Source organism: Janthinobacterium psychrotolerans, from assembly GCF_001677885.1.
Lineage (GTDB): Bacteria > Pseudomonadota > Gammaproteobacteria > Burkholderiales > Burkholderiaceae_D > Janthinobacterium > Janthinobacterium psychrotolerans.
The window spans coordinates 393299-405453 of the sequence record NZ_LOCQ01000060.1 but is presented as its reverse complement, the minus strand read 5'-3'; the positions used below and the strand labels follow the sequence as shown (position 1 = coordinate 405453).

Here is a 12155-nt window from a genome sequence, read left to right as displayed (position 1 = left end):
TGCTGCGGAAGTACCTTGATGGGGGTGGTGTTGCTAAAATGCAACATGTCGAAAAGCAACATTTCATGGGTGAATTGTTTCATTTTTGCAACAATATTCCGCGTCATGGGCTTAGTTGTAAAAAAGCAATTGTTTTGTCTGCCTGCGCGTTGAAGTGCACCGGGAAGCGGGCGCGTGCCGTGTCGCCGCCCACCTCGAAGAATTTCAACCTTGGAGCGTAGGCAGCCTTGGCGACGAAGATGAAGACCGGGCGCACCGCTGATCCCTGGGCAAAAATCCGTTTGAGGTAGATCCCCGGCTTGAGCCCCGTACTGGACTCCCGGATGGCAAAGTACGTGACGCCCTGGCGCTTGACGGTGCGGCGCGAGGCGGCGCTGTCGCTCTTGCGCGATTCATACCCGGACCCGCGCTGCAGCTTCAGCTGCGACAGGATCTGGATGATCTGGCTGCGCTTGACATTGCCGTTTTCATCCAGCACCGCGCCGGCAGCTGGCATCGCCACGTGCCCGGCTTTCAGCAGGCCGCGCGCCTGAAGCAGCCGCTCCATGCCCTTTTGCCCACGCACGCCGCCATCGATCTGCGGCTGCAGGTAGCGGTCGGCCGGCGTGCCCTTGCCTGACGGGTTGTCCTTCAGCCATACGCGCGCTTCGAGCTTGTTCTTCGTCGCCCCTTTGAGGAACGTGCTGCTCAAGGTGTATGGCTGAGGCCGGTCAAACACCTGCGCCATTTCGGCACGGATGGCGGCCTGAACATCCTTTGCGGTATGCGTCAGCGCCACCGCAGTGGTGATGGCCAGGCGGTTGCCCAGTTCAGCAACGCGGGCGCCAATCACGTCCATGTTCGATTGCGCGTTCAGTCTCATCGCACCCCCAGCGTACGCTCGGCGCACTCGATCACAAAGATGCTGAAGATGTCGCCGGCGTCCCTGCGCTGGATGATGCGCCGCGCCCAGCGCCTGCCGTCGCCCTGCCCAGCCTCACCGATGTTCTTGAGCTTGAACGCACCGATCAGCTGCTGCGCCTTGCGGCTTGACGTCACCGTCTTGCCGGGCGCGGGCAATTCCACCGGGTCCTGCTTCGGAATAGGCTCGATCACCTCGCGCTCCAGCTCGGCTGCCAGTGCGGCTTCCCAGCGTGGCCGCAACACGGCATAGGTGTTGCGCGCGCACTCATGCGCACCCAGCTTGCGCCAGGCCCAGAACACGGCAGGCGAAGACCACACATTCGGCTCGCCTCTGGTACGCAGCGCGCCTTGCTCCAGCGCTTCATGGAACGCCACCGAGGGCTCGACGGGTGGCCGGCACAGCGCCAGGAATTCCGGCAACGTCGGTGGCCACGCCCGGCTATCGAGCCGCTCGACACCACGCGTCAGCTCGGCCGTGGTCAGCACGAACAGCTTTTGCGCCCAGTGGCGCTTGATGCCGTCCGTGTCAATGCCCTTCCACTGGTCAAGGAACTTCACGCCATAGCTGAATGTCATCTTGTTGAACAAGGCGACGATCCAGCGTTCCGGTATGGCGTTCTCAGGCCACGCCAGCGGCTGTTCGTCCAGGGGTGATGTCGATAATATTGTTTGCTCGTTCATGGGTTCGCTGTCCGATTCCTGTCAATCCATCAAGTGTTTCCTGCCGTGCCTGATCCTTCGCCGATGCCGTGCCACCTGGTGCTGCCCGTGCTGGTGGCAGTGCGCCGGCCACTTGGATAACCTTGGCCTCGCCTGCCCAGCGTTGCAGGATGCCCACCACGTAGCCGAGGCTAACGCCGCCATTCGGTTTCGATTTTTTCCCCTCGGCACATGCCGCCAGCACCGTCTCGACGCTGACACCTTGCTCGGCCAGCGTCAGCAGCCGGGGGTCGGATGGCTGCGTCTGCACGCCTTCCTTGCGAAACGCGATGCTGAGATCAACCGCCGTTGCCGCGCCCGCGCGCTCTACGCTCAGTGTTGGCGTTGCTGGGGGTTGGTTCTGGTTTTGGTTTTGGTTTTGGTTTTGGTTTTGGTTAGCACCATCGCGCACTGTTCCCGAACTGTTCGCGTACTGTTCGGGAACAGTGCTAGCACTTTCGGCGTTCTGCTGTTCCACAAAATCCAGCGTGCTTTGCGAGGCCGCCGCGAGTTCAGCGGCCAGCCGCGCCGCTTCTTCGCGCTTCTTCTTCGCCGCCTTGCCACCGGCGCTGGCCGCCTCCAGGCTGTCGTAATAGGCCTGGATATCGGCGGCGCACGCGGCGTCCTCCCAGCCGGAGGCGGTCAGTACGAAGAAGTCGCCCAGCACGGCGTTGGCCGCCTCGATCTCTTCCGGCGTGGTGATGCGCAGCAGGCGGAACAGCCGGCCCTTGTCGGCCAGCAGCGGCGCTTCCTTGTCGAAGTACAGATCGCGCATGTCGCGGTAAATGCCACGCTCAAGGCGCGACAAGTGCAGCGTGCGGGTGTTGAAGTCGCCGATATGGTGCGGGTAATAATTCATTGAGCAAGTCAGGCCTGGGCGTTCGCTTCTTTGGCTTCTTCGGCTGCTTTGCCAATTTCCTCCACCACATCGGCAGGATATGGGAAACGCTTCAGCGTGCGCATCAAACGTTTACATGCATCATTAACATCGGCAATGTAAAATTCCTCAAGTACAGAGAACCACATCATCACCAAACGTTCGCCATTCACATGCTTGGTAGGCAGTGGGAAAACATCGGCGAAATTGCCCAATACTTTTTTTGTAAATTCCAAGGTTACTTTCATGCATAACTCCATTAAATCAATATCAATTGAACAACTACAAACCGCCTTTGCCAAGACACTGGCGGAACTCACCGGGAAAGACTGCATCATTAAAATTTCAGGGCTTCAATTTACTCAAGAGAACCAAATGGCACCCGAGAAGGTGGCTATATCGCTTGACATAGCAGAAAAGGCTGAACCCCAACCGACAAAAATGCCTTGGGAAAATTAATATTCAAGCATCTGTTTCACGCTAATCACGTTCAGCCAGTGTCTCGCGCTCTAGGATCAGCAGTTTTCGTTGTCCCAGAGCGAACGTGAGCTCAAAGAACGGCTGCGCGCACTTGAAAAAAAGATGAGCGACTTTCACCAGTACGAACTTCATCAGACTGCTCGTGGCGGCGTTACCATGCGCAGCAAAGCGCCGGTGCTGGCTGGAAAATCCCCAATAGACATTTGCGCAAATTGCGCGGCTGGCTGTGTAAAAACGTTTTTGCAGTCGGATGGGCCAAACGCGTTTTATCTGCATTGCCATGTTCACGGCAAAATTGCCTTGGATGTCCTGAAGCCCGCCACTGTCAGTGCTCCTAGGCGCGCAGTTGATCCGCTGCGCTGGTAGGCCTGCTGTGCGTTCTTGCTCAGTCATAATTAATTTCCTATCAGTAACTATTTAGACGCAAAACAGCCGGCAATGATTTGCCGGCCATTTCTCGCCGTTGTCAGGTGAGCGTTAAACCTGCGATAACAGCGGCGATCACTTTTCAGCCATCCCGTCCAGGCGCGCCGTCAGGTCCTGCAGCGCGCGATGGGCGCGGAATACCTTGGCCCGTACGCCAGGCAGTTCATGCCGCTCGACGCGGCCATCGGCCAGTACCGCGCTGATTTCGGCGCCGACTTCGCCCTGGGTGGACCAGACCTGCGTCACCAGTTCCAGCACCGCCATGTCGCTGGCAGTGGAGGTGTCGTCGACCTTGACGCACACATAGCCGTGGTTGCGCGCCAGCGCATGCAGTATCTGGTGGTCGCTGGTGATCCCCATGATGCGGTCAACCTCTTCAAGCATGGGCTTGTTGGCCGCCGCGTTCGGGTTGGCTTTGTTCCGCAGCACGGCGGCCGACATGCCGAGCCGAACCGCCAGCGCCTCGCAGCCACCGGGTGCCGCATGCACGGTTTGATAGAACGCATCCAGGACATTCATACGCAACCCTCGAAAAAATATGATGTGAAAAACAATGAAAAAGTTGACACTTGGAAATCAAATGGAGAACCGAAATGCTCTGCTATATTTTTTTACAAACATCACACTCCGCTTATGGCTTAAGGGGATGCCTGCCGTTCATGACATGCATGCCCATCCGCGCACGTCCCGACATCACGGAAAAGGGCGTTGATTGCACGATACGTGGACCCTTTACAATCGATTTGCCCGTTGAGGATCCTGCTGACCGTCGGTTGCGACACTCCCAACTTGTCAGCGATAGCGCGCTCGCTCCAGCCTTTGGCCGCCTTTATTTCCCTTAAGAGGGTCGAGATAGATTTATCCATGCACGAAGTCTATACGCGAATGGATAGGTACGCAATACCCAAATGGATAGGAACTTGTGCCTATTTATGCGCGCACGTATATTTAACTATGGACATAGCTAATCGTTTGGATCAGGCAATGAAATTTGCCGAAATAACTACACAGAGCGCCCTGTCGCGCTCATCAGGCGTACCACAGCCAACGATCAACCGCATCCTGAAGGGCGTAGTTGGAAAACGCGGCCCAGAAACGCAAACGTTGACAAACCTAGCCCGCGCCTGCAATGTGAATGTGGATTGGCTTCGTGAGGGTCGCGGTCCAATGAGTCGTGCCGCGTCACGGGAAGCTGGCGACTTTTTCCAGGTAGTGGCAGCGGAAGGGGGTGATCCCGATTTCTATGAAATCCCAAAGGTCGAGTTACGCCTTTCAGCTGGCCTTACTGGATTTCAAAGCGTCCCGGAAATTTACGACGGCAGAAAATTAAGTGTACCGCGCAACTGGGCAGATCGACACGGCTACTCACCGGAAAAGCTGCTTGCTCTCACGGTAAAAGGTGAAAGTATGGAGCCTGGCCTAGGCTCAGGTGACTTAGTTGTCATAAATACTGCAGATACTGTTTTGACAGATGGCGCAGTATACGCTGTAAATTATGAGGGGGAAGCAGTTATAAAACGGCTATCGCGTGACCGTGGTGAATGGTGGCTCACGTCAGACAATCCCGATCAACATCGTTTTCATCGCAAGGCCTGTCGCCACGGCGAGTGCATCCTGATTGGCCGAGTTGTTCGCAAAGAGAGTGACCGGATCTAACTCAGGAACATGTTTTGAACGGTATAACGTGCCCAACTTGCGGCGCCCATATAACGGTTAGAGGATTGGACTTATGCCCGATATGCAGAAATCCGATCCCTAACTTTGTGCAAAAGGACCTTACCCCATGGAGTCTAAGCAGTTACTTCAGTTTGCGCGCAAGAGTTGTAGCTGCAGGTATGGGGCATCTCAAACTTAGAAGGTGGCTGTTTGGTACCTGCATACTTTTCATAGTTGCTTGCTTAGCTACCATATTATGGGTCTCGGCGAATCCGTCGCCAAAAAAAATAAGTGAGATCGCGGCCTTGAAAGCTCTCAATGCTTGCCGAAGTGCCATCCTATCGAGTGCAGCATATGGAGGTGCTGATAGGCCGCCGTACGTTAAAAATGACAGCTCGTCCAAGGATGCATTCCTGTTTTCCTGGCCATATGGATCGATTGAATTCGTGAACGGATTCGGCGCAAAGGTAAAAATGTCAGCGACCTGTGCAGGCAAAATATCGCCCTTGGAAATAACTGATGTAACCTTAAACGGCCGTAAAATTATTTAAAAAGCACTATCCCGGCCAGAAACCGCAAAATATGCAATCACACGCAATGACATAAATTTCCATAAATTTATCCATTCGCGTATTGACACGCCTATCCATTCGCGTATAGTTCTTCCATCGAACCGGCAATTCACCGATGGAGGCCACATGGCACCGCATACAGCACCCGAAGCATTAACCGACAGCACCCACGTAAGCATTCCATTCATGACCTGTATCGTGTGCCGCCGTGCGCTTGAAGCGAACGCCACGCCGCAGCAGCCCGAAGACAAGGACGCCCTGAAAAAGATCGCCACCGATCTGTACCACGAACTGCTCGCGGCCCGCGCCGTCATTTCCGAAATGACGAACAACATGACCGCCCCGCAAAAGCGCGTCGCCAGCACCAACCTGTACGAAGCGGGCTTCATGGGCGCCAGCGGCGGCATGACGCGCGCTGCCGAACACCACAAGGTGCTGCGCGCCGCTGAAGCGCTGGGCATCAAATGAAAACCGCCACCATCACCGCCGGCCGTGCCGCGAAAGCGATTGCCCAGGTCGTTGCAACGCCCAGCACCCGCGTGCGCGGCGTGCGCCTGGTGCTGAGCAATTTCGCGCAGCGCCACGCCGTCGGCGACACCTACAGCCTGGCCAACGCGCAGGGCGAAAAGATGGCGCTGGTCACGATCAACCAGCAGGGCCTGGGTTCGACGCGCCGGTCCGCAATGCGCATGGCGTTGTCCGGCGAAATGACGAGCGCGCTGCGCGCGGCCAGCGCCGACTATGAAGCGGCCGGCGCCGTGTCGCCCGAGACCATGCACCGCATGCGCCAGCTGCTCGGCGAGGTGGACGCATGATGCGCGCCTTTACCGTCACCGTCTGCCAGGCCACCCAGCCGTTGATTACCTATCCGGCCCTGGGCACCGACAGCGCCGCCGTGATCATGGCCGCCATCGACCGGTTTGGCCCGTGCGTCATTACCGCGAAACCGCGCTGAAAGCCCGGCATGCGCACCATTTTCAACCTGTTCAATTTTTACCGCCGCCGCGGCGCCGGCATCTACGTCGCCGCACGCCGTGCCCTGCACGTCTATCGAAACGGATTCTGACATGACCAAGATCGAACCCGACCGCGCCGCGCTGGAAATTGCCTACGGCCAGCTGCGCACCACCAGGCCGCTGGACGAGCTGCTGAAGGTGCCCAACCTGAAGGCCACGCTGTACGCGGTGGCGCGCCGCCACATGAAGCGCCGCGACCGGTTCGATCCGAAAAAAATGCAGGCGAACGACAACGATTAATTCGAGCAGTACCCACCTCTCCACCAACCACAGAAAGCACGCCATGTTTACAGCATTGCACGCGCTCGCCCAGAGCGCGACGCTGATGATCGTCATCACCGCCGAGGGCGACGATCTGCGCGTCAGCATCACTCCCACCCAGGCCGGCGACAAGACCAAGGCCCACAAATTGACGCCGCTGTCGCTGGTCGCCAGCCCGGCCGAACTGGACGACGGCTTCGCCGCCGCGATCGCCAGCTGGCAGGCGCCGAAACTGACGCTGCAGCAGCAGGTCGAGGCCGTGAACGCCGCAGGTGCTGAAGGCGGCGCGCCGGCCAGCAGCAAAGCCGCGCCGAAGGAATCGCCAGCCAGGCGCGCAGGCCCGGGCCGGCCGAAAAAGAACGACAGCGCAGCACCAGGTGGCGAAGGCGCAGCCGGCGCTGATAACGCCGGCCAGCAGGAAACCACACCACAGGGCGGCAGCGATGCCGGCGCCGCCGCGCCCAGCACGCCACCAACTGACGGCGCCGACGCCGAAGAGCCTGGAGAAATTGTGCCCGCGCCTACCGGCAACCCCGCCATCACCGCCGCCGTCGACACGGTAACCCTCGACCTGTTCTAAGAAAGCTACTGCCATGGCCTTGCAAATCGAAAAACTGATCCGCGAATTCCGCTACAACAGCGTGGTGCTGCCCGATCCGAACGGCACGTTCACGCTGGAGCAGGTGCGCGACTTCTATTCCACCGTGTACCCGGAAATCATCAGCGCCGACATCGAAGGCCCCGAGCAGCTGGGCGCCAAGTCGGTCTACGTCTTCCGCCGCGCCGTCGGCACCAAGGGCTGCGAACTGACCAGCCTGATCCGCGACGTCGGCGCGCTACTGCACGCCAACTGGCTCGACAGCGAAGACGCCGAATTCATCAAGGAACTGCAGGCGGCCGTGGGCCGCAACGAGGTAACGTACATCGACCACGATGCGCGCGTGCGCCTGGCCGAACTGCACGGCAAATACTGCAACGTGGCGGCCTGATCATGTTGACGCGCAAAACTGCAATCGAGCGCCTGCGCACGGTAGGCACGCTGCGTGACGGGCATGCGCCCGACAGCACGGTCAGCCTGGCCGACGCGACCGATCCGCTGGCGCGGCGCATTGCCACGGTGGTTATCAAGCGCTATCGCAATCCGGAACGCGGCCAGCGCATGCTGGCGCCGTCCACTGCCCATATGGTGCTGCCGTGATTTCGGCCGGAACACTCGCGCTGCCGTCCATGCATGCCGCTATTCCGGCAGCGCTGACGCTGCGCCAGTCCAGCCGTATCGACCAGCCGCTGGCCATCGCACTGCTCGAGGCCAACATCATCACCGACGCGATGCTGCAGCCTCGCCCGAATATGCCGCTGGTCGACGTGTTTCGCGGGCCGGACGAACGCGCCTTGTGCATAGAGGGCCTAAGCACCTGGTGGAATTCGCTGCAATATAAATCAATTTCAAGCATTTTCCACTGGAACCTGCACGTACAGGAACTGAATGACGGGGCTGGCACGTACCCGGAACTGGCAGGCCATCTGTGGTTTTGCATGACGCGTGACCAGAAAACGGAGATCCCGCGTTTTGAGCTGCACCAGCGCATCACGCAACTGGAAAACACCTTGCCCGGCTTTGGCCAGACGGTGATGGCGCTGCTGCGCGATGCCATCTTCCACCTGCCCACAGCGTTCGATCTGTGGTTTGCCGAAGATATCGCCCAGAATTGGCTTTGGCAGGACGCGACCTGTGACGAGGAACTACTGGAAAACGCGCGCGTCGAAGGCGGGTTCGAGACGGTGCAGGAGGTTATCGACAGCGGGCACGTCACCACCATGGCCGAATTTTTTCGCGACACCCCAGCCTGGGTGACGACGCCAGCACGTGCTTTATCCCGTAAAAAATTCCGGCGCGCCGCGAAAAGCGACTTCGAACTGGCCGTGGTTGCGGCGTGCAATGCAATTTCAGCTGTCACCAGCGCGCCCGGCTTCACGGTGAAATCGCATCAGGTCGGCTCCCATCAGGCCGATTGCGACAGCATTGATAGCTGCGCGGTCCTGCTGTGGCGCAAGGACAGCGAAGCCGTCCACGTTATTGATAATCACCTGGATGACATCGGCAATTCGGGCGAGTACACCGAATTTATCGACGCCGCACCTGTCGAGCCCAGCCACGCGGGCATTTTGGCCTACAAAACACGTACCGAAAACATCATGCGGTTGGCCCAAGCCACCGAACGCCTGCTCAATCTTGTAGGGGAACCATTTTGAAGACCGTTGATATCGTTTCCAGTGCCGATGCAACGCTGCACCTGACGCGCGCGATCCTGCTGTACCAGTCGTCGGGGGGCTACAACCACGTGTATGCCAGTACTCACCCGATCGATATCGATGCCAGCAATCCCACGCGTCGCGTCATTGGCGCCGGGGCACCGATGCAGCGCGCGGACCTGATCGACTTTGCCGCAGCCATCCACACCCAAACGGCGCACGCCGGGTTTGTTCCGGAGAACCTGCTTTATACCTCACCGAATTTAATGGCGTGGTGGGTGCCGGCTGCCGTCCGCATGACCTGGTTCAAAACGACATTGCCAGAAATCGGCACCGTCCACGGCCCGGCAGCGCACCCGGCCCTGATCTTTGTCGCTGGCCAGGGCGGCTGGCATGTGTTCGCGCTACGAGAATCCGCGCGGCCGACGCCAGATACCCCGCTGTATCACGCGCCTCACTTCAACGTTAACGACAGCGGTCGGATCTGCACCGGCAACGTCCAAATCCCCGACAACCTGGGCGCCGAGGCGATGGCGGGTTATGAAAATGCATTTTTCCGCAGCCACTTTACCCATACCAACCGCCAGAAACCAAGGGCGGTACGCAGCAAGGGTGGCCTTACCGCACTTTGGGTCAGCCAGCTGGCCAACCCCGATGCCGCCGCCATGCAGCGCGCGCTGGCGCCGGCAAAAGAAACGCTGCGCACGGTCATCAAGCGCATCACCCATTCCCACAACGACGATTAATTAAAAGGAAACATATGAACGGCCAAGAAATTACCATGAAATTCGATGAACTGCTGGACATCACCAAGCAGTCTTTTGCCACCTTCCTCGCGCACACCGAGCAGGCGATCCGCGAAGAGCGCCCGCTGCTGCTGGCCGTGGACGAGGAAGCCGTCGATCCAGACAAGCTGGCACTGGACGTCGCCCTGGTTCGCGCCGCGCCGGTGGCCGTGGTACCGATGCATAGCGAATTTCAGCCGCTGGAGCAAAGCGGCCACCGTTTCCTGATGGCGCGCGACGGCATGTACCTGGAGGTGCGCCGGCCTTGGCTGCACGTAATCCACCAGCTGGCCGCGCAGTCGGCGGTGCGCATGCCCTACGGCGCTATCGAGGCCAAGGTGGAATTCGGCTTCGGCAAGATCGGCACCTCGCTGGAGGAGTTGCGCGCCTTCGGCGAGATCGCGCGCCTCAAGTCGCCGATCGAGAGCGCGGCCAGCGTGATATGGAATGATGAAACGCGCGAATGGGCCATCCGCTACCCGCTACCGATCGGCGAGCCGACCACCGGCCACATCCAGTTTCAGCAGGTGCTGCTGGCCGAGCGCGAGCACCTGGCGATTGACCTGCACAGCCATGGCCAGGCGGCGGCATTCTTCAGCGACACCGATGACCAGGATGACGCCGGCGCCGTGAAAATCTCGGGCGTGTTCGGCAACTTGGACCAGCCGGTACCGACGGTGGCGTTCAGGCTTTGCCTGCTGGGGCTGTTTATTCCGATAACCGTGCCGGCCGCCAAGATTTTCGAAGCCGCACCTGCCACCGCTTAGGAGCCATCCACATGCCACATATCACCCCGGCCCGCTTCCTGGACCGAGTTGTCACCATCGCCCTGATCGGCTGTGGTGGCAACGGTTCGCAGATGCTTACAGGCCTGGCCCGCCTCAACCACGCGCTGTGCGCGCTGGGCCACCCCGGCCTGCACGTGTGCGCCTTCGATCCGGACACCGTCAGCGAGGCCAACATGGGCCGCCAGCTGTTCGGCGCCTTCGACGTCGGTTCGAGCAAGGCGCACGTGCTGGTCAACCGCATCAATGCCTTCTTCGGCCTGGAATGGCAGGCGCATTTCGGCCGCTGGGATACAGCCAAGGTACAGCCCGATATCCTGATCTGCTGCGTCGACAGCGCCAAGTCGCGCCACGAAATCATGCGCAGCTACGGCGACACCCGTGCCGCCTACATCATGGACATGGGCAACCGGGCGGCCGACGGCCAAGTGCTGTTCGGCGAGCCCGACGGCTACGGCTCGCGCGTGGTGGTGCCGCCCGGAAGCGCGCGCCTGCCAGATCCGTACCGCGTGCTGCCCGAACTGGTCGACCTGACGGCCATCGAGGACGACACGCCCAGCTGCGGCCTGGCCGAAGCGCTTGAGCGACAGGAATTATTCATCAACCAGGCCGTCGTCACGCCGGCGCTGTCGATCCTGTGGGAATTTTTCCGACACGGCCGCCTGACCTGGCACGGCGCCTTCGTCAACCTGCGCACCGGCAGCATGCGACCGCTGCTGGTGAAGGAGCCGGCGCCGGTACCGGAAGCGGCCGAAGTGGAAGAGCTGCGCGTGCGGGTGATGGCATGAAAGTAACTGGCATGCTCTTTAACGCTCCAATGGTGCGCGCGCTGCTGGCAGGCACCAAGACGCAGACGCGGCGCGTGATGAAGCCACAGCCTGCCCGCATCGGCACCACCACGATTCTCGAATATCGCGGCGGCCTGTATCAACCCGAAAAGCTGCCGGCCAACAGCAATTTGTTCAATCATTGCCCCTACGGCCAGCCCGGCGATCAAATTTGGGTGCGAGAAACACTCGGCCATGACGCCGATAAAGGCCACTACTACGCGGCCACCGGCATGCATGTCGGGCCGCTGCTCGACTACGAACTGGAGCCATCGCCATCGGTCGGCATTCCAGCAAGAACCATTCCGTCCATCCACATGCCGCGCTGGACCAGCCGCATCCTCTTGGAGATCGTGTCGGTGCGCGTCGAGCGCCTCAACGACTGCAGCGCTGCTGATACAAGGGCCGAGGGCGTAACACCTGACCAGGTGCGGCAAATTTCGGTGTTCGGCGCGAACGCTGTTGAGCGAGCAGCTATTTACCGGCTCGCCGCCATCAGGCCATACGAACGGCTTTGGGAATCCATCAACGGCGCCGGCAGCTGGGCCGCCAACCCGTGGGTTTGGGTCATCGAATTCAAGCGCGCATCACCGCAAAACCATGAGTAAAGGATAG

At 59.7% G+C, this 12155-nt stretch carries 21 protein-coding genes; 14 read left to right on the top strand and 7 right to left on the bottom strand.

From position 1 onward, the window contains the following. Window positions 1-103 precede the first annotated feature (103 nt). The 4 genes from ASR47_RS22030 to ASR47_RS22015 are packed head-to-tail and all read right to left on the bottom strand — an operon-like array spanning window position 104 to window position 2727. Window positions 104-862 carry a hypothetical protein gene (locus tag ASR47_RS22030; protein ID WP_150127922.1) on the bottom strand — a complete coding sequence of 253 codons (759 nt, stop codon included), beginning with the start codon at window positions 860-862 and terminating at the stop codon, window positions 104-106. Then, window positions 859-1584: a hypothetical protein gene (locus ASR47_RS22025; RefSeq protein ID WP_150127921.1), complete on the bottom strand. Its 726-nt coding sequence runs from the start codon at window positions 1582-1584 to the stop codon at window positions 859-861. The genes ASR47_RS22030 and ASR47_RS22025 overlap by 4 nt, the downstream gene beginning before the upstream one ends. Beyond that, entirely contained in the window at window positions 1523-2461 is a 939-nt protein-coding gene (locus tag ASR47_RS22020) for a YdaU family protein (RefSeq protein ID WP_065309918.1), read from the bottom strand. The genes ASR47_RS22025 and ASR47_RS22020 overlap by 62 nt, the downstream gene beginning before the upstream one ends. A gap of 8 nt (window positions 2462-2469) precedes the next feature. Beyond that, complete coding sequence (locus ASR47_RS22015) at window positions 2470-2727, bottom strand: hypothetical protein (protein ID WP_065309917.1); 258 nt, start codon at window positions 2725-2727, stop codon at window positions 2470-2472. Here ASR47_RS22015 and ASR47_RS27195 point away from each other — a divergent pair. Then, entirely contained in the window at window positions 2726-2938 is a 213-nt protein-coding gene (locus tag ASR47_RS27195; protein WP_150127920.1) for a hypothetical protein, read from the top strand. The genes ASR47_RS22015 and ASR47_RS27195 overlap by 2 nt on opposite strands. A gap of 21 nt (window positions 2939-2959) precedes the next feature. On the opposite strand, the gene ASR47_RS22010 is transcribed toward ASR47_RS27195, so the two are convergent. From ASR47_RS22010 to ASR47_RS28405, 3 genes are all read right to left on the bottom strand, one after another. Beyond that, the gene (locus tag ASR47_RS22010) at window positions 2960-3352 is read right to left on the bottom strand and encodes a hypothetical protein (RefSeq protein WP_065309916.1); all 393 of its coding nucleotides are present in this window, start codon (window positions 3350-3352) and stop codon (window positions 2960-2962) included. Between the two features lie 108 nt (window positions 3353-3460). Next, entirely contained in the window at window positions 3461-3904 is a 444-nt protein-coding gene (locus ASR47_RS22005; protein ID WP_065309915.1) for a phage regulatory CII family protein, read from the bottom strand. A 119-nt stretch (window positions 3905-4023) separates the two neighbouring features. Continuing rightward, window positions 4024-4251, bottom strand: a complete 228-nt coding sequence (locus ASR47_RS28405; RefSeq protein WP_082989091.1) for a helix-turn-helix transcriptional regulator — start codon at window positions 4249-4251, stop codon at window positions 4024-4026. Between the two features lie 118 nt (window positions 4252-4369). Between ASR47_RS28405 and ASR47_RS26675 the strand changes: the two genes are divergently transcribed. The 13 genes from ASR47_RS26675 (at window position 4370) to ASR47_RS21950 (ending at window position 12148) form a co-directional block, all read left to right on the top strand. Further along, on the top strand, window positions 4370-5041 hold the full coding sequence (locus tag ASR47_RS26675) for a LexA family transcriptional regulator (RefSeq protein WP_171899014.1): 672 nt from the start codon (window positions 4370-4372) through the stop codon (window positions 5039-5041). Between the two features lie 698 nt (window positions 5042-5739). Continuing rightward, on the top strand, window positions 5740-6081 hold the full coding sequence (locus ASR47_RS22000; protein ID WP_150127919.1) for a hypothetical protein: 342 nt from the start codon (window positions 5740-5742) through the stop codon (window positions 6079-6081). Beyond that, window positions 6078-6428: a hypothetical protein gene (locus ASR47_RS21995; RefSeq protein ID WP_065309913.1), complete on the top strand. Its 351-nt coding sequence runs from the start codon at window positions 6078-6080 to the stop codon at window positions 6426-6428. The genes ASR47_RS22000 and ASR47_RS21995 overlap by 4 nt, the downstream gene beginning before the upstream one ends. After that, window positions 6425-6568 carry a hypothetical protein gene (locus ASR47_RS27570; RefSeq protein ID WP_171899013.1) on the top strand — a complete coding sequence of 48 codons (144 nt, stop codon included), beginning with the start codon at window positions 6425-6427 and terminating at the stop codon, window positions 6566-6568. The genes ASR47_RS21995 and ASR47_RS27570 overlap by 4 nt, the downstream gene beginning before the upstream one ends. Before the next feature lie 112 nt (window positions 6569-6680). Next, complete coding sequence (locus tag ASR47_RS21990; protein ID WP_065309912.1) at window positions 6681-6869, top strand: hypothetical protein; 189 nt, start codon at window positions 6681-6683, stop codon at window positions 6867-6869. A gap of 43 nt (window positions 6870-6912) precedes the next feature. Beyond that, window positions 6913-7470, top strand: a complete 558-nt coding sequence (locus ASR47_RS21985; protein WP_065309911.1) for a PRTRC system protein E — start codon at window positions 6913-6915, stop codon at window positions 7468-7470. Between the two features lie 13 nt (window positions 7471-7483). After that, complete coding sequence (locus ASR47_RS21980; protein WP_065309910.1) at window positions 7484-7879, top strand: PRTRC system protein C; 396 nt, start codon at window positions 7484-7486, stop codon at window positions 7877-7879. 2 nt (window positions 7880-7881) lie between these two features. Next, a complete protein-coding gene (locus ASR47_RS21975) occupies window positions 7882-8088 on the top strand; it encodes a hypothetical protein (protein ID WP_065309909.1) in 207 nt (68 codons plus the stop codon). After that, window positions 8085-9143: a PRTRC system protein F gene (locus ASR47_RS21970; RefSeq protein WP_150127918.1), complete on the top strand. Its 1059-nt coding sequence runs from the start codon at window positions 8085-8087 to the stop codon at window positions 9141-9143. The genes ASR47_RS21975 and ASR47_RS21970 overlap by 4 nt, the downstream gene beginning before the upstream one ends. Then, window positions 9140-9889 carry a PRTRC system protein B gene (locus ASR47_RS21965; protein ID WP_065309907.1) on the top strand — a complete coding sequence of 250 codons (750 nt, stop codon included), beginning with the start codon at window positions 9140-9142 and terminating at the stop codon, window positions 9887-9889. Before ASR47_RS21970 ends, ASR47_RS21965 begins: the two co-directional genes overlap by 4 nt. A gap of 14 nt (window positions 9890-9903) precedes the next feature. After that, window positions 9904-10695, top strand: a complete 792-nt coding sequence (locus tag ASR47_RS21960; protein ID WP_065309906.1) for a PRTRC system protein A — start codon at window positions 9904-9906, stop codon at window positions 10693-10695. Between the two features lie 11 nt (window positions 10696-10706). Further along, window positions 10707-11501, top strand: a complete 795-nt coding sequence (locus tag ASR47_RS21955; protein ID WP_065309905.1) for a PRTRC system ThiF family protein — start codon at window positions 10707-10709, stop codon at window positions 11499-11501. Then, window positions 11498-12148 carry a carboxymuconolactone decarboxylase family protein gene (locus tag ASR47_RS21950; RefSeq protein WP_065309904.1) on the top strand — a complete coding sequence of 217 codons (651 nt, stop codon included), beginning with the start codon at window positions 11498-11500 and terminating at the stop codon, window positions 12146-12148. The genes ASR47_RS21955 and ASR47_RS21950 overlap by 4 nt, the downstream gene beginning before the upstream one ends. The last annotated feature ends 7 nt before the right edge of the window (window positions 12149-12155 follow it).

Coding starts and splice junctions, on each gene's coding strand:
- ASR47_RS21985 (WP_065309911.1), top strand. CDS start 6,913: ATGTTTACAGCATTGCACGCGCTCGCCCAGAGCGCGACGCTGATGATC.
- ASR47_RS22025 (WP_150127921.1), bottom strand. CDS start 1,584: ATGAACGAGCAAACAATATTATCGACATCACCCCTGGACGAACAGCCG.
- ASR47_RS21980 (WP_065309910.1), top strand. CDS start 7,484: ATGGCCTTGCAAATCGAAAAACTGATCCGCGAATTCCGCTACAACAGC.
- ASR47_RS26675 (WP_171899014.1), top strand. CDS start 4,370: ATGAAATTTGCCGAAATAACTACACAGAGCGCCCTGTCGCGCTCATCA.
- ASR47_RS27195 (WP_150127920.1), top strand. CDS start 2,726: ATGCATAACTCCATTAAATCAATATCAATTGAACAACTACAAACCGCC.
- ASR47_RS22030 (WP_150127922.1), bottom strand. CDS start 862: ATGAGACTGAACGCGCAATCGAACATGGACGTGATTGGCGCCCGCGTT.
- ASR47_RS21950 (WP_065309904.1), top strand. CDS start 11,498: ATGAAAGTAACTGGCATGCTCTTTAACGCTCCAATGGTGCGCGCGCTG.
- ASR47_RS21995 (WP_065309913.1), top strand. CDS start 6,078: ATGAAAACCGCCACCATCACCGCCGGCCGTGCCGCGAAAGCGATTGCC.
- ASR47_RS27570 (WP_171899013.1), top strand. CDS start 6,425: ATGATGCGCGCCTTTACCGTCACCGTCTGCCAGGCCACCCAGCCGTTG.
- ASR47_RS28405 (WP_082989091.1), bottom strand. CDS start 4,251: ATGGATAAATCTATCTCGACCCTCTTAAGGGAAATAAAGGCGGCCAAA.
- ASR47_RS21975 (WP_065309909.1), top strand. CDS start 7,882: ATGTTGACGCGCAAAACTGCAATCGAGCGCCTGCGCACGGTAGGCACG.
- ASR47_RS22015 (WP_065309917.1), bottom strand. CDS start 2,727: ATGAAAGTAACCTTGGAATTTACAAAAAAAGTATTGGGCAATTTCGCC.
- ASR47_RS22005 (WP_065309915.1), bottom strand. CDS start 3,904: ATGAATGTCCTGGATGCGTTCTATCAAACCGTGCATGCGGCACCCGGT.
- ASR47_RS22000 (WP_150127919.1), top strand. CDS start 5,740: ATGGCACCGCATACAGCACCCGAAGCATTAACCGACAGCACCCACGTA.
- ASR47_RS22010 (WP_065309916.1), bottom strand. CDS start 3,352: ATGACTGAGCAAGAACGCACAGCAGGCCTACCAGCGCAGCGGATCAAC.
- ASR47_RS21990 (WP_065309912.1), top strand. CDS start 6,681: ATGACCAAGATCGAACCCGACCGCGCCGCGCTGGAAATTGCCTACGGC.
- ASR47_RS21955 (WP_065309905.1), top strand. CDS start 10,707: ATGCCACATATCACCCCGGCCCGCTTCCTGGACCGAGTTGTCACCATC.
- ASR47_RS21960 (WP_065309906.1), top strand. CDS start 9,904: ATGAACGGCCAAGAAATTACCATGAAATTCGATGAACTGCTGGACATC.
- ASR47_RS22020 (WP_065309918.1), bottom strand. CDS start 2,461: ATGAATTATTACCCGCACCATATCGGCGACTTCAACACCCGCACGCTG.